At 53.2% G+C, this 14898-nt stretch carries 13 protein-coding genes and 2 pseudogenes; 10 read left to right on the forward strand and 5 right to left on the reverse strand.

Annotation, left to right across the window (positions count from 1 at the left end; translation table 11 throughout):
* Positions 1–7 precede the first annotated feature (7 nt).
* Together R5M92_RS11320 and R5M92_RS11325 are read left to right on the forward strand one after the other, a co-directional pair.
* Positions 8–2197, forward strand: coding sequence for a DEAD/DEAH box helicase (locus R5M92_RS11320; protein ID WP_346796052.1), 2190 nt, complete (start codon positions 8–10; stop codon positions 2195–2197).
* Between the two features lie 196 nt (positions 2198–2393).
* Positions 2394–2651, forward strand: a complete 258-nt coding sequence (locus tag R5M92_RS11325; protein WP_346796053.1) for a hypothetical protein — start codon at positions 2394–2396, stop codon at positions 2649–2651.
* A gap of 117 nt (positions 2652–2768) precedes the next feature.
* Here the strand turns inward: R5M92_RS11325 and R5M92_RS11330 are convergent, their stop codons facing one another.
* Positions 2769–3767, reverse strand: coding sequence for an IS5 family transposase (locus R5M92_RS11330; protein WP_346795917.1), 999 nt, complete (start codon positions 3765–3767; stop codon positions 2769–2771).
* A 226-nt stretch (positions 3768–3993) separates the two neighbouring features.
* On the opposite strand from R5M92_RS11330, the gene R5M92_RS11335 reads away from it, so the two are divergent.
* The 5 genes and pseudogenes from R5M92_RS11335 to R5M92_RS11355 all read left to right on the forward strand — a co-directional run.
* Positions 3994–4452: a hypothetical protein gene (locus tag R5M92_RS11335; RefSeq protein ID WP_346796054.1), complete on the forward strand. Its 459-nt coding sequence runs from the start codon at positions 3994–3996 to the stop codon at positions 4450–4452.
* 13 nt (positions 4453–4465) lie between these two features.
* Positions 4466–5293, forward strand: coding sequence for a hypothetical protein (locus R5M92_RS11340; RefSeq protein WP_346796055.1), 828 nt, complete (start codon positions 4466–4468; stop codon positions 5291–5293).
* A 426-nt stretch (positions 5294–5719) separates the two neighbouring features.
* Entirely contained in the window at positions 5720–6499 is a 780-nt protein-coding gene (locus tag R5M92_RS11345) for an ERF family protein (RefSeq protein WP_346796056.1), read from the forward strand.
* Between the two features lie 32 nt (positions 6500–6531).
* Positions 6532–7143 carry a lambda exonuclease family protein gene (locus R5M92_RS11350; protein WP_346796057.1) on the forward strand — a complete coding sequence of 204 codons (612 nt, stop codon included), beginning with the start codon at positions 6532–6534 and terminating at the stop codon, positions 7141–7143.
* 87 nt (positions 7144–7230) lie between these two features.
* Positions 7231–7467: pseudogene (locus R5M92_RS11355) on the forward strand (DNA repair protein RadC); the annotation flags it as partial.
* Between the two features lie 28 nt (positions 7468–7495).
* Here R5M92_RS11355 and R5M92_RS11360 read toward each other — a convergent pair.
* The gene (locus tag R5M92_RS11360) at positions 7496–8311 is read right to left on the reverse strand and encodes an IS3 family transposase (RefSeq protein WP_346796058.1); all 816 of its coding nucleotides are present in this window, start codon (positions 8309–8311) and stop codon (positions 7496–7498) included.
* On the reverse strand, positions 8311–8622 hold the full coding sequence (locus tag R5M92_RS11365; protein WP_295713727.1) for a DUF1153 domain-containing protein: 312 nt from the start codon (positions 8620–8622) through the stop codon (positions 8311–8313). Before R5M92_RS11365 ends, R5M92_RS11360 begins: the two co-directional genes overlap by 1 nt.
* A gap of 57 nt (positions 8623–8679) precedes the next feature.
* Here R5M92_RS11365 and R5M92_RS11370 point away from each other — a divergent pair.
* Positions 8680–8943 (forward strand): annotated as a pseudogene (locus R5M92_RS11370) (JAB domain-containing protein); the annotation flags it as partial.
* Positions 8944–9104: 161 nt separating this feature from the next.
* On the opposite strand, the gene R5M92_RS11375 reads toward R5M92_RS11370, so the two are convergent.
* Positions 9105–10133 carry a hypothetical protein gene (locus tag R5M92_RS11375; protein ID WP_346796059.1) on the reverse strand — a complete coding sequence of 343 codons (1029 nt, stop codon included), beginning with the start codon at positions 10131–10133 and terminating at the stop codon, positions 9105–9107.
* Here R5M92_RS11375 and R5M92_RS11380 point away from each other — a divergent pair.
* On the forward strand, positions 10110–11108 hold the full coding sequence (locus R5M92_RS11380; protein WP_346795917.1) for an IS5 family transposase: 999 nt from the start codon (positions 10110–10112) through the stop codon (positions 11106–11108). The two genes, R5M92_RS11375 and R5M92_RS11380, sit on opposite strands and share 24 nt — an antisense overlap.
* Positions 11109–11261: 153 nt before the next feature.
* Here the strand turns inward: R5M92_RS11380 and R5M92_RS11385 are convergent, their stop codons facing one another.
* Entirely contained in the window at positions 11262–12230 is a 969-nt protein-coding gene (locus tag R5M92_RS11385; protein WP_346796060.1) for a DUF932 domain-containing protein, read from the reverse strand.
* A 1678-nt stretch (positions 12231–13908) separates the two neighbouring features.
* Between R5M92_RS11385 and R5M92_RS11390 the strand changes: the two genes are divergently transcribed.
* Positions 13909–14859 carry an IS481 family transposase gene (locus tag R5M92_RS11390; RefSeq protein WP_346796061.1) on the forward strand — a complete coding sequence of 317 codons (951 nt, stop codon included), beginning with the start codon at positions 13909–13911 and terminating at the stop codon, positions 14857–14859.
* Positions 14860–14898: the final 39 nt, after the last annotated feature.

Below are 14898 nucleotides of genomic sequence, written 5' to 3' on the forward strand. Positions count from 1 at the left end.
TCTCTGTGTGGTCGTCGGCACGGTACAAACGCTGCGCGTTAGCAATACCGATGGGCGCAAAGTCTATGCCCATAACGAAGAAATGGAGCCACACTTCTCAGCGGTTTCTCCTCAAACGCCAGGGCTGGAGCACACCGAGAAGGGCAAGATCAAATTCAGTTTCGCTAACCTGATGCATCTTCACCAGCCGCTGGTGATCATGGATGAAGCCCATAAGGCTGGTTCTAAGCTCAGCCAAGAGGTTTATGAACGGATTAACCCGACCGCGCTCATCGAATTTACCGCCACACCTAAGGGATTTAACAATCTGCTTCACTCAGTGACCGCCCAGGAGCTGAAAGATGAAGAGATGATCAAAATGCCAGTGGTCCTGGATGAGGCTGAGACATGGCAAGGGGCAGTTAACTCGGCTATTTTGAAGCGCGCCGAACTACAAGAGCATGCAGAACGCGACCGAGAAGCTTATATTCGCCCTATCGTGCTCTTTCAGGCACAAAAAAAAGGCGAAGAGGTCACCGTGGAGGTGCTGAAGCAGCACCTAATCGACAATGAGAACATTGATCCAAGTAAAATCGCCGTGGCCACGGGCGCACAGCGCGAATTAGACGGCATCAACCTATTCAAGCCTGATTGCCCTATCGAGTACGTCATCACGATCGAAGCGCTCAAGGAAGGCTGGGACTGCTCTTTCGCCTACGTCTTCTGCTCGGTGGCTAATATTCGCAGCTCTACCGACGCTGAGCAGCTACTTGGCCGCGTATTGCGCATGCCTTATGCCCAAAAACGTAAAGCAAAAGCGCTGAATAAATCCTACGCCAAGCTGGTTTCAAAACGCTTTATGGATGCCGCCCACAGCCTTCGCGATAAGCTCATTGATATGGGCTTTGAAGAGAGCGAGGCAGAGGACAATATCGAAGCCGAACAGCTCGGCCTTGATGATGGATTATTTAGACCTCAGCCTCGGCCCACTCCAACGATGAAAGTAGCCATTCAGGCTAGCCAGGAAGAAGCTAGCAAAATGAACACGGCAGTGCCGTCGAAAGTACAAGTGACCTTTGATGAGAGCGGCAAGAGCCATGTGGAAGTGAAGGGCTTCCTCAAGCCCGAAGAAGCCGACACATTGATCAGCTATGCCCCTGAATCGCTTAAACCGCAGCTTCAGCAAAGCATCAACGAGCACCACGCTAAATACCAGCAAGAGATACCGCCCTCACAGAAGGGAGAAACCTTCACGCTGCCCCGCTTGATGGCCTACGTGCAGGGGGAGATGGTATTTGGTGACCCTGATATTCTCATGGAGCAACATGAATGGTCGCTTGCCGACCACCCTGCTCGCTTGGAAGCTTCCGAATTCAGTATCGTGGATACCACGAACACATTTGAAATTGATTTAGACGGCAACCGCGTTACCATTGGCTCTGGCGATGCCGCTGAACAGCTCACCATGAACGTCGAAGTAGACGACTGGACGCCAAACAGCCTAGTGCAATGGCTAGATCGCAAAATACGTACACCGTGGCTGAGCCAAGCTGAATTACTGGCTTGGCTGAGCGATGTCGTGACCTATTTAACACGTGATCGAGAGCTGAGTTTATCGCAGCTGATGCGCTGCAAATTTATTCTCGCTCGCAAGCTGTCTGAAAAAATTCAGGGCTTCCGTCAAGCAGAGCGCGAGAAAGTCTACCAAGCCAACCTGTTCGGGCCAGACGCCCATATTGAGGTCTCCTTCGACCAAGGCTTTACCTTTTTCGATGAGATGTACGCAGGCGTTCCGAAATATCACGGTACCTACCGCTTCAAAAAGCACTTCATGGGGCCTGACGCTGTGCCCGTCTTTGATTCCAAAAAGGTCAATGGGGAGGAAGAACAGTGTGCCTTCATGATCGATTCGCACCCGAGGGTAAAATACTGGACACGTAACGTCAGTAGGCATCCAAATTCGTTCTCGCTACCGACCTCCACAGACAAATTCTATCCAGACTTTGTCGCTCTGCTCGACGATAACCGACTGCTTGTCGTGGAATACAAAGGCAAGGACCGCACACCTGAGGAAAACCGCGATTCACGCGAGAAAAACCTCATTGGCCAGCAGTGGGCAAAAGCTTCCGATGGTAAAGCTGTCTTTGTAATGACCACTATTGAAAAAGGGGATCCGAAGGAAGTGCGCGTAGCGATTGATAGCATTCTGCATCAGTAACAAAAGTAACCCTATTCTTTTTCGATACCTTTTTCGTCACGCTCTAAGTAGCGTGACAGCTCCTTCTCATTACGCTACCCTCATTAACTTTAACCATCAAGAAGGAAGTATGTGAAGGCATGGAAAGCAAGCAGTTTTGTCAACTTCCACACTGCTAAAAAATGTAACGAAAAAAACATAAGGGGAACGAAGCAAGATGAATAGTGATTTTGAAAGTTTATTGATGGAAAGAAAAGATTGGAGCTGGACATGGGATAAAGTTTTTGTAAAACCAAAAATTCCAGCAAAAAAACTTTTAAACGCTTTGAGTTATGCACCAGGCGTTAACCCTGACGAAGTGCTAATACTCGTTGATGACACTGTTTTTGGGGGAGCAAAAGATGGCTTCTTAGTAACTCGGGAAGCTATATTTTGCCATGAAATAATGACACCTAAGGAACCGCTGATCAATTAGCCTCTGAGCGACTGAAGGACTCAGAGTAGCAAAATCACCGAGTCAGCGATCATTTTCTAACCACCTTAGGTGGTCTGTTTTTCCTGCCAGCCGGACTATCCGGCTGACAGGGCAGATTCAAGGCGCACTGGCCCCGTCAACTCGGCCTTCGCATCGTGTCGCCAGTACCAAATTGGCCAGTCCGAACAGGCTGAATAGCTGCGCTTGGTTCTTGGCCAACCCCTTGTAGCGCACCTTGCGGTAGCCGAAGAGGTTCTTGATGACATGAAACGGATGCTCGACCTTGGAGCGGATGCTGGCCTTGGCCTTCTCGATTGCCAGCAGCAGCGTTTTCATGGGGCTGTCTTCCATCTTCTTGATGGGGCTGCGCTTGGCGGCAACACAGCAGCGGGAGGCCGGGGCATCCTTCTCTTCGTCCAGATACTTCCACATGCCGGTGTAACCCGCGTCGCCGTATACCTGCTTGTCATCGTCTCGGACCAGCTGGTTCACCATGGTGACATCGGCGACATTGGCCGAGGTGGCAGTGACACTGTGAGCCAGCCCGGTGACGGCATCAACGCCGATATGAGCCTTCATGCCAAAGTAATACTGCTTGCCCTTCCTGGTCTGCTTCATCTCCGGATCGCGTTGCTTGGCCTTGTTCTTGGTGGAAGGCGCCGCCGCCACGATGGTGGCATCGACAATGGTGCCCTCGCGCATGAACAGGCCCTTCTCGGTCAGATGGGCATTGATTTCCTCGAAGATCCGCTGGGTCAGCGCATGCTTCTCCAACAAGTGGCGGAAACGCAGCAGCGTGGTCGCGTCCGGCACACTCTCGATGGCCAGGTCGATACCAATGAAGTCACGCATGGCCTGGCTATCGTAGATGGCATCTTCGAGCGCCTCATCGGCAAGCGCGTACCACTGCTGCAGGAAGTAGATCCGCAGCATGCGCTCCAGGCCGATGGGGGGCCGGCCGCGCTTGCCTGCCGCGTTGGGAAAGTAGGACGGCGACAGTGCATCGATCAGCCGTTGCCAAGGCACTAGCGCCTCCATCTGGGCCAGGAACCGCTCGCGGCGGGTGACTTTTTTCTTGTTCTGGTGCTCGGCTTGGGCAAACGAGATCTGCTTCATCGGGTGGCTCTGTCAGACGGTGGCAGGAAGGTCAGATTATACCCCGCCGGTACCAATCAGGCAGCTGCGGTGGGATTTGTGCAGCGTTTCCCTAAAGGATGGGAAGGCTGCCAAAACTGGCAGCCCATATTTCACCACTAATCCTAAAGATCTGATCCTAAAAGTCGATAATGGCTGAGTAAGTAAATTTTACCTATCAACATTCACACAACATGGAAGCTAATAGATGAAACTTAAGGGATGCATTATTGCATTGTCGATATCAGCATTAGCGTCACCTGCTATGGCAGGGAGCTATGAATGGACGGCTGGCTGGGGTATGGGTGTTTCGGAATATCATGTCAGCGATGGCAACAATAACGAGCTTCACATCTCCTGCCCCGATGATGAATATTCCGGGTATATCAGCGCCACTGCAACTATCAATGGCAAGATGTACAGCTCATCTAACCAAAGCGGAGATGGTTTTGATGTAATTGTTGATGGCGAGGTTTATTCAAATCCTTTCTTTACTGATTGCAGGGTGTGCGGTGATATATTCCATTCTTTCTGGGAACCATTCCGTAATGCCAACAATCTTCTAGTTAGTGTGGAAGGGGAAATGGTACGTCTACCCACGACCAACCTGAGTGACGTGCTCCATCCGCTCGAGAGCGAACTAAACTCCTGCCACGCTTCTTGGTAACCTGGAAAAAATAATGGAAAAATTTAAATTTTATCTCAAGTTCATGGTTGCACTACTGACATGTGGAACTACTGTTCTTGCCAGCGCTCAACAAGTACATCACACTTCTTCAGTGGAAGATGACCCTTCAAGTTCATTCCATTATATAGAAACCAAGTGTGAAATAACTAGATATGACAACTACGATGATATCGCATGTGTCATGGAACGCCTTCATATGAGCCAGACTAGCGGCCAAGGCACGATAATCAATCGGACCAGTAGGCGCGATGAAACTTATGCCAAGATCCGGCAGATGGCAGAAGATGAAGCAGCTCGGGTAGAAAAATATGCCAGTACTGCCCCTCCTGTCGGAAAATATCGCGTCCTGACAAAAGGTAGCACATTTATTATAATAAATTCCGAAGGAGGGAGAGTGGAAGCCACCTATGACGATCTCCCTCTTCATATTCCTTATAGTGAACCTGGGGAAATGTGCTCAGGGTCATTCTGCAAGGACGAAGAAAATAATATTACAGCCTTGAACAGACATGCATTCAGCAATACTGAGCATTACAAAAACCAAGTCGTCCATGAAGCAGCAGTAAAAGATGGTCATTATAATGTTGTTTGCCCTATGTCTAGTGATAGGCCTTGCACGGTCTACCTAGTTAACGGAGAACATACAAAGGTTTATTTAAGTGACCTTCCAAATTACTTGCCTATGGCGTCAGGAAATTATGAATGCGGGAAGAACTCTGTAGGTCCAAACGATACGGTTCCAGGACCTTTTTGTTATCAGGAAGGCTACCTTGACTATAGTGACCGTATTGTCGGACTCAATCCCAACTATGATTTTTAGATTTTTTGCAAATCTCCTCTACGGATGCTGGCGTATCTGATCCACTAGCGAGCAAGTAAAGCTAGATATTCCAGCTAATGCCTTTTTCTCAAGCAATCTCGCCATAACGCCCAGCCCCTCAAAAGGCTGGGCGTTTTGCTGTGGGGCTTATGCCGCGAGGTAACTCAATGACCTTTATTTCTCACGCGATTGAAATTGCGTTAACCCGACTCACTCAGCAGCTGTTAGAGCAGCAGAGGCACCAGGCCACGTCGTTGGTATGTGCCCAAGGTGAGTTTTACCGGGCAGAGCTTCGACTGGAACGTATCGATCCCTCAGAGCTGGCCGACCATTTTCCTGACTAAACCCTTCCCTTTTCACGATCTCATCCACACATGGGCATTTCTTGGCCCGGCGTTACCGATTTGACAGTACAGGAGGTGCCCAATGGCACAGCGCACTAATGTGGTAAATTCTTCTGCCCGCAAAACCTCCCCGTCAGCCATTCAAGCAGAGGCCACCCCGACGAATGCACCGGTCTCTCAGGATGCTCAAACCACCGCCGATAGCACCGCGATCATTCAGGTGATCGAGCGTGCCGCGCTCAATCCGGACGTAGATATCGACAAGATGGAGCGTTTGCTGCAAATGCAGGAACGCGTGCTGGATCGCCAGGCCATGATGGCCTACAGCGCCGCTATGGCGGCCATGCAGACTGAACTGCCCAGCATTGAAGAACATGGTCAAGGCAATAACGGCAAGTACGCCACCCTGGAAGATATCGTCGATACCGTCCGGCCGATCATGCAAAAGCACGGCTTTGCGGTGAGCTTTCGCATTCAGACCCAGGAACGTGGCATCGAGATCACCGGGGTGCTGATGCATAAAGACGGCCACCGGGAAGAGACCGGCATGCTGCTGCCCGCCGACATGAGCGGCAACAAGAACGCCGTGCAGGCATTCGGCTCCTCCACCAGCTATGGCAAGCGTTATGTGCTGTGTGCTCTGCTCAATATCACCACCCGGGGCCAGGACGACAATGGCAATAAAGCCGGGAGCATCAAGAGCGTCACCCCCTTCCAGGCGGGGCAACTCCAGCGCCTGATCAGCCAATGCCCGGCCACGACCCAGGAGTGGTTCAGCGGCAAGTACGGCGCGGCGGTCCAGGTGCCCCAGGCTGACTTTGACAAGCTGCGGGCATCGCTTTCCAAGCGCGCTATTCAATAGCCTGCCTATATCCCGCTTTAAAAGGAGACCCCATGCAACTGCTGACAATGGAGCAAGGTTCCCCCGACTGGCTAGCCGCACGCTTAGGGCGCGTCACCATGTCGGAACTCAAGACCTTGCTGGTCAAGGGCAAGGGCCCCGGGGGATTTGGCACCGGGGCCTTTTCGTACATGTACCAACTGATGGGCGAACGGATTACCGGCGAATTGGCCGAGCCTTTTCAAGGCAACGTCCATACCCGCCGTGGGCATGCACTGGAAGGCGTGGCCCGAGAGCTCTACCAGGACGCCACCGGCGAACCCGAGGCCCGGGAAGTCGGCCTCATTCTCAACCAGGGCGTGGGCTACTCGCCCGATAGTCTGGTGGGCGAGAACGGCCTTTTGGAAATCAAGACCAAATTGCCCAAGTACCAGATCGAGGTACTGCTCAACGGCGAGATCCCGACAGAACACATCGCCCAATGCCAAGGCGGGCTCTGGGTCAGCGAGCGGGAATGGATTGATTTCGTGAGCTACTGGCCGGGTATGCCGCTGTTTATCAAGCGGGCTTATCGCGACGACATCCTGATTCGCCGCATTGCCGAACGGGTCGACGCCTTTCACGAGGAAATGGATCGTCGCCTGGCCCAGGTGATGGCCGCGTGACGCGAGCCCTATACCACGACGCAACACGCTACTTCACGCCATAGACGCCGGGGCCAACCCCCGGCATTTTATTTTTTGGAGGGAACCATGACACATACCAAACTCAAAGCCGGGGAAGTGGCCGGGACTTATCATGTCACGGCCCCGGTCACCGAGGCCGACATCATCAGCATGGCCAAGCGCTTTGCCCGCCGCCGACTGGCCAAAGGGCGCAAGATTACTCAGCCTGCCCAGGCATTTGAGCATCTGCAGGTGCTATTACAGGATTACGAGCACGAAGTGTTTAGCGTGCTGTTTCTCGATAGCCAACACCGTGTAATACGCTGTAATGACCCCCTGGTTTTTGCTCACCTCAAGCGACTAATGCCGGGTGAGCTTTGGGTGCCACATAGCCCAAGGACTGATGCGGCCGCTCTTCATTGTAATACCGGATCCAGCGACCGATGACGGCTCTTGCCTGGCCTAGTGACTCGAAGCGATGAAGCCAGATGCATTCTTCCTTCAATGAACGGAAGAAGCGTTCTACGAGGCCATTCTGCTCTGGCGTGTACGGCGTCGTGAACTCCTGGCTCAGGCCATACGCCTTCACCGTCGCCGTGTAGTGCCGGCTGCTGAAAACCAGCCCGTTATCCGAGCGTAGCGCCAGAGGCTGATGGACTCGTCCCAGAGCGCCGAGTCGCTGGATCAGGGCCTCTTCCAGGGCGGCTTCCGCTGTATTGCTGCTGCCATTGTCCGATAATCGCCAACCGAGGATCTCCCGCGTGCAGCAGTCAATAATGACTGCCAGGCTGGCCCGTCGATCCTTGCCGCACCAGACGTGAGTAAGGTCAGTGGCCCAGCGCTCATCAGGCTGCGTGGTCACTGATGGCAAGCTCTTGGCACGAGGCCGAAAACCTTGGGGACGCTTGCGCACCTGCCAGCCCTTGAGCTGCAGGATGCGCTGTACGGGTTTGCGATTCTCGCCCAGGACACAGGCCAATCGTCGATAACCATACGTGGGGAAGCGTTCCAAGGTCAGCTTTACGCGCGCTTCCAGCTCTGTATTGATCAAGCGCTGCCGTCTCCTGGGCCGGTAATAGACGCTCCGCCTGGGTACGCCTAGCCAGCGACAGAGCTTGGATAGCGATACCGAATGGCCCTCGTTGGCCAATTCCGCCTGCAACGACACTACGAGTTGTCGTCCTCGTCGAGCAGGCGGCGCCACTTTTTTAATGCATAGATCTGCAGGTGAGCCTCGCCCAGCGCCTCCTTGGTTTCCCGCAGATCGGATTCGTACTGCTCACGGATATCCTTGGGCCGGGCTCGGAACCCGTTCTCCATGTTGCGTTGGGCCTCTTCGATCCAGCCCTCGACTTCGGAGACGGTGAGGTCATGCTGTCGAGCCACCTCAGCGACGGTGGTCTTGCCCTTGAAGATATCCATGACCACGGCGGCTTTACGCTTGGCGGTCCAGCGTTTGACGGTGGGTTCGTTGCTCATCTCGTCCTCCTGATAGCTGCACTATAGCCTGTGCAGCTTTGGAGGGGGTCACTTCAACGCTTTGAAGAGCTCTTTAGGGGCACCATTGACGCCGCCAGCGTCTATCCTCGTGAAGTGCTGAAGGCAGCCTTGGCCTACAACGCAGCTGCCGTTATCCTTGTTCACAACCATCCTAGTGGTGATCCAGAGCCCAGCGATTCAGACCGATGTACCACTGAGCGGCTTAAGGAAGCCTTGGGGCTAGTGGATATACGCGTAGTAGATCACGTGGTGGTCGGCAATGAGGGGTGCATCTCGATTGCTGAAATGGGGTGTTTATAGAGGAACTGAATAGTAATATAGAGTTAGTTTTAGTTTACTGAATATTAAATAGTGTAAGAAAAGCGTTAATAAGTAGCTTTAAACCAGAGGGCTTAGGAGTGTTCACCTTAAAAGCCCATCATTCTATACTAAAAGCGAGTGGATTGATGGGCTTTTTAGAACTACCTGCTATATATTGTGTTTAAAGTGTTGGAGACAAACTTACTCGTAAGATCGTTAACCTTTTTGTCAAATAAGTCTAGACGTTTTTCGTTATGTGAAGTAAAATCCATTATTTGCTTGTTGGCTTCACCACTATCTAGGTCTGTAATGTGATGGTAGTAAGGTTCAATACTATCCAGAAGCTTCGTTTCTTTGTTGCTGATAAATATTCTTAAGGTAAATAAGAATAAAGGATTTTTTTCTTGCATATACTTATCTATTATAGAACTTGTTAAGTTGCTCATCTGTTCAGAATTTATGAATAAAGCATCTGGAAGCGCTCTTTCAATTATGCTTGAAAAAACACTTTCATGGATCGAATGCTTGGTTAATTGCTCTAATATCTTAGCGGAAGTATAGCAACTAACCTCGAATGTGGTCAGATCGTTAGCTAACTTGATAATGCCTGCTTCCTCAACAAAAGAACGCCTAAAATCGATAACTGATTTGTATATATTTTTTGAAAAGTCCTCATTTATTTTTGTAATAGGACGCTCCTTATCTGATCCTCCAAAAAACACATCAACTACTGATGATGCTTTGTTAATATTGTCAATTTTCTTTATTGCTGAGAAATATTCATCATGGGCAATGAAATTGAGGCCATAGGAGTCCGTAGAAGCCGTATTTTTTTTATTTAAGCCTTGTGGGTTAAATGCTTTATTACTATTTTCACTACTGCGTATGCCGGTGTCTTGGCTATCGCTTATGCCTCGTAACTCGTTCAGTACTGCGTTAATCCGAGAAGTTATAGTTAAAAGGGCAAAGTGGTCTACGATGTTGCCTTTGAAGAATTTTTGTTTGTTTACTAAAATTTGAGATTTTTCTCCAATACAAATTTCTTTTATATCATTCAAGGAAATTTGTCTCTTAGGGAAACGCTGCACAAATCCCACCGCAGCTGCCTGATTGGTACCGGCGGGGTATAATCTGACCTTCCTGCCACCGTCTGACAGAGCCACCCGATGAAGCAGATCTCGTTTGCCCAAGCCGAGCACCAGAACAAGAAAAAAGTCACCCGCCGCGAGCGGTTCCTGGCCCAGATGGAGGCGCTAGTGCCTTGGCAACGGCTGATCGATGCACTGTCGCCGTCCTACTTTCCCAACGCGGCAGGCAAGCGCGGCCGGCCCCCCATCGGCCTGGAGCGCATGCTGCGGATCTACTTCCTGCAGCAGTGGTACGCGCTTGCCGATGAGGCGCTCGAAGATGCCATCTACGATAGCCAGGCCATGCGTGACTTCATTGGTATCGACCTGGCCATCGAGAGTGTGCCGGACGCGACCACGCTGCTGCGTTTCCGCCACTTGTTGGAGAAGCATGCGCTGACCCAGCGGATCTTCGAGGAAATCAATGCCCATCTGACCGAGAAGGGCCTGTTCATGCGCGAGGGCACCATTGTCGATGCCACCATCGTGGCGGCGGCGCCTTCCACCAAGAACAAGGCCAAGCAACGCGATCCGGAGATGAAGCAGACCAGGAAGGGCAAGCAGTATTACTTTGGCATGAAGGCTCATATCGGCGTTGATGCCGTCACCGGGCTGGCTCACAGTGTCACTGCCACCTCGGCCAATGTCGCCGATGTCACCATGGTGAACCAGCTGGTCCGAGACGATGACAAGCAGGTATACGGCGACGCGGGTTACACCGGCATGTGGAAGTATCTGGACGAAGAGAAGGATGCCCCGGCCTCCCGCTGCTGTGTTGCCGCCAAGCGCAGCCCCATCAAGAAGATGGAAGACAGCCCCATGAAAACGCTGCTGCTGGCAATCGAGAAGGCCAAGGCCAGCATCCGCTCCAAGGTCGAGCATCCGTTTCATGTCATCAAGAACCTCTTCGGCTACCGCAAGGTGCGCTACAAGGGGTTGGCCAAGAACCAAGCGCAGCTATTCAGCCTGTTCGGACTGGCCAATTTGGTACTGGCGACACGATGCGAAGGCCGAGTTGACGGGGCCAGTGCGCCTTGAATCTGCCCTGTCAGCCGGATAGTCCGGCTGGCAGGAAAAACAGACCACCTAAGGTGGTTAGAAAATGATCGCTGACTCGGTGATTTTGCTACTCTGAGTCCTTCAGTCGCTCAGAGGCTAATTGATCAGCGGTTCCTTAGGCCGGAGACAACATCAGGCCACCAGCTCAAGCGCAGCATCCAGCGCTTGTTGCTTGAGTTGCGCACCCTGCCCGAACCAGGCGGAATCCAGCCGGGTGTCCGTGCTGCGGGCGCGTTTGTCGTGGTCCACGTATTCGGTCACGGCATTGAGCAGGCCCCAGGCGGTGTCCTTGGCGGTAACCAGGTGCGAGCCGCGTCCTTCGCCGTGGTACAACGTCTGGACCTTGTTGAGCGCCCGATAGTTGGGCAGCTTGGATGGATCGTCCAGAGGTGTCTGGGTACCGCAGATCACCGACTGGAAGTAGTGCTGGGCTTCACGGTGGCTGATCTCGCGTTCGGCCAAGGCCTTCATGCGGTACATGAAGTCGTTCCACTGCGAGACCGAAATTCCCAGTTGACGCTTCACGGCGTTGGGGTCGAACTCAGAACGGTGGGGCACTTTCACCGCTTGCGTGGTGCCATTCACGGCAATCTGCAGGGTGTTGTTGCACACCACTCGCACCGTGGTGGGTGTGGCCATGGTGGCCAGCGTGCCATCGCACGATGTTGCCAACAGCAGATAATCATTGACCTCATCCTGGCCCTTGAGCGAGGTGCTCAGGCCACTGCGCGCCAAGGCCCAGAACTTGCGCCCGCCCTTGAGCACCCCGGCGGTTTCCAGCTCGTAGCCGGCGTATTCGGTGAGGTCGCGGTAAAACTCCAGAATCTCCTCGGGCTGCACCACCTTGTAGCGCTGCGACACCACCGACAGCGGCGCCTTGGAATCGGAACGGTAAAGCACCTTCTGTTCCGGGAAGGAGTGAATGCTGCCTAGGTGGCTCGCCCCTTCGGCAATAAAGCGCACCGGCGCCTCTTCGATGTGCCAATCCATCCCGGCTTGTTGCTGCCAGACGTCCAGCGGTTGGTGGCGGGAAAGCTGTTGCCCTAGGCCATGCCAGGGGGTATCGCCAACGTAGGCCATTTGTTCAACGAGGTGTGCCATGAAAATGACTCCTTTAAAACACGAAAACGCCAGCGGACAGCCAGCGCATTAGGTTGGGCAAGAAAGAGGGTTAGCCGCCAAGCGGCGAGAGGGTCAGGGGGAGGCCACCGAGGGCGTCGGCTGACGAAAGGCATAGCCGCACGACAAGCACAGCCAGGGCGTGCCTTCACCGGGCGGCATCCATTGAGAGAAACAGCGTTGCACGGCGAGAGAGCCCGCTAACCCACCGGTACTTCCGCCCATGACCGCCATAGATAATTTGGCAAGTGGAAAACGCGAAGCAGGGTCAGGGGTGCCATCGGAACTGAACGAGCGATAGGCCCCGACGGCACCACCCAGCAGTGCGCCACTGGCAATGCTGAGTTGTCGGGCTGTCTCAAGATTAAACGTGCGTGGGGCTGTGCAGCGTAAACAAGGTGGGGGCATGGAGCACACTCCTGTGAATGAGAAGATCCCAGGGGCTGGGGGTCACAGGAGTGATATAGGTCTCAAATAATGTTGAGCACAGTTTTCACCGTCATGCATGCGCAGACTGGTTTTACACCAGGTGGATTTTTACCGTTATTCAATGTTCTAAATCACACCAGGTTTCGTGGTGGCCTTAATCCTTGAGCATGTCAAAATCTAACAACACCTACTCCGCTGAAGGTCGTTAGCGTCCGGTTTCATTGGGCCACTACGCCCAGGACGCAGCATGCACACAGCGATGGAATAGGCTGTTGTCGCTGTATTCCTCCATCCGGTGAGAATTTTTACTGGCGTGTGACATGTTCTGAGCCATTGCGACCCAACCTGGATCGCAACCTTTATTGATAGAAACTGTTCAGGCCATGGCGGTCTGACTTAAAATGAAACGGCTTCCACAAAAGCCGGTGTGATTCACTTTCCCGAAGGACGCAAACGAGGATTGCGGCGTGACACCGCAGTGAGGGCACCGTGTCATCGGTCTCTCCTGGGGATACGGAACGTACATCGATAGCCGAGTGCTATCCCCCAGGTGATATAGATCTGAAATAACTTTTACTGGCGGGTCTCATCCTGTGAACGTGTGGCAGGCTTTTCAGCCTGCGGTTAACTCACTGATAAAAATGGAATTGTTTTTTAACGACAAATAGGACAAAAAAGTGGATGACACACGCTGACAGCCCTTGCCATACGTGGCTTTCGCTTTCATGGCTTATCTGCCTCACGCCTGATATCTGCTCGGTTAATAGTAGTATGCATCAGCTAACGTAGGGGTAACCATCATGGAAGGAGGCCCCTAGCCTCCGACCTATCCCCTCTAGCGCTGTAACCAATCACCACCCTGGGCTAAGTCGATTGCGAGGTATCCAGCGATACCCGTAAGAAGGATCGATAAGAAAACGGTAGGTCCATGACCAGTGCCCACTAGCGGTCGCTCCCCAAAGCGACCGTGCCCCCTTGTGTCACCCCTCACCTACCGTGGCTACCCATAAGCCGACGTATACCTGATAGCACCCCCCACGTTGGGTATCGCCCCTTGGGGCATCCCCGCCTAACGCCTTAAACGACGACCGCCTGTAAGCGCGGTCTCGTGCTGGCGTGCATGGCCCTTTTCGCTTTTTAACCCCAACACCGCCACGTCTGGGACACGGCCTAGCTGTTTAGTCCCGGGGTGTAATGGTCCATGGTACGAACCATTGTCCGAGGAGGATCCATGGCTCAAGTACTTCATCAACGCGCCAAGACCACGCACGCCATCCGAAAAGACATACAGCGATCGTCAGCTTCGATCGCGGAGCTGAGCCGCCGTTACAACCTCAATCCCAAAACGGTGCGCAAGTGGCGGCATCGCAGTTCCGTGGAAGATGAACGCATGGGCCCCAAGCAACCAAGCTCTACCTCCTTGTCGGACCTTGAGGAGGCGGCGGCGATCACCTTTCGGCGCACCACCTGGTTGGCCCTGGATGACTGCCTCTTCGCGCTTCAGCGCTTTATTCCTCATCTGACGCGTTCGAGCCTGCATCGGCTGTATGCACGCCACGGTATCAGCCAGCGACCTCGTCAGACCGATGAGACGACGGACAAGCCATCATTCAAACACTACCCGATCGGCTACCTGCATATGGACATCTGCGAGGTCCGCACCGGCGAGGGCAAGGCGTATTTGTTCGTGGCCGTCGACCGTACCTCCAAGTTTGTGCATGCCCGGCTCTATCGCCAGGCCCAGCGGAAACAGGCGGCTGAGTTCCTCGAAGACACGCTGCATCAGTTGCCGTACCAGGTCCATACCGTGCTGACAGACAACGGCTCGCAGTTCGCTAAACGGCGCGGAACAGAATCCTATAAGCCGCATCGGTTTGATGTGGTCTGCCACCAGCATGGCATCGAACATCGCCTGACACGCCCCTTCCATCCGTGGACCAACGGGCAGGTTGAACGGATGAATCGCACCATCAAGGAAGCGACCGTCCGAAGCTTTCATTACGCCACCTTAGGCGAGCTGAGTACCCATCTAAAGGACTATCTCTGGGCGTATAACAGTGCTCGACCGCTTCGTGCGCTCAAGGGAAAAACGCCCATTGGTTTCATTCTCGAACGTTGGCAGGATGACCCGGAGAGATTCCATGATGACCCTGTCCACTACTTCCCGGGACCATACACCTAGCGCCGTGGGCCTGCCCGTGGGCGCGTGTCAGGAGATCAC

The sequence above is a fragment of the Halomonas sp. Bachu 37 genome (genome assembly GCF_039691755.1).
In the GTDB taxonomy this organism is placed as follows: Bacteria; Pseudomonadota; Gammaproteobacteria; order Pseudomonadales; family Halomonadaceae; genus Vreelandella; species Vreelandella kashgarensis.

Coding starts and splice junctions, on each gene's coding strand:
- R5M92_RS11390 (WP_346796061.1), top strand. CDS start 13,909: ATGGCTCAAGTACTTCATCAACGCGCCAAGACCACGCACGCCATCCGA.
- R5M92_RS11345 (WP_346796056.1), top strand. CDS start 5,720: ATGGCACAGCGCACTAATGTGGTAAATTCTTCTGCCCGCAAAACCTCC.
- R5M92_RS11330 (WP_346795917.1), bottom strand. CDS start 3,767: ATGAAGCAGATCTCGTTTGCCCAAGCCGAGCACCAGAACAAGAAAAAA.
- R5M92_RS11385 (WP_346796060.1), bottom strand. CDS start 12,230: ATGGCACACCTCGTTGAACAAATGGCCTACGTTGGCGATACCCCCTGG.
- R5M92_RS11350 (WP_346796057.1), top strand. CDS start 6,532: ATGCAACTGCTGACAATGGAGCAAGGTTCCCCCGACTGGCTAGCCGCA.
- R5M92_RS11335 (WP_346796054.1), top strand. CDS start 3,994: ATGAAACTTAAGGGATGCATTATTGCATTGTCGATATCAGCATTAGCG.
- R5M92_RS11340 (WP_346796055.1), top strand. CDS start 4,466: ATGGAAAAATTTAAATTTTATCTCAAGTTCATGGTTGCACTACTGACA.
- R5M92_RS11365 (WP_295713727.1), bottom strand. CDS start 8,622: ATGAGCAACGAACCCACCGTCAAACGCTGGACCGCCAAGCGTAAAGCC.
- R5M92_RS11325 (WP_346796053.1), top strand. CDS start 2,394: ATGAATAGTGATTTTGAAAGTTTATTGATGGAAAGAAAAGATTGGAGC.
- R5M92_RS11380 (WP_346795917.1), top strand. CDS start 10,110: ATGAAGCAGATCTCGTTTGCCCAAGCCGAGCACCAGAACAAGAAAAAA.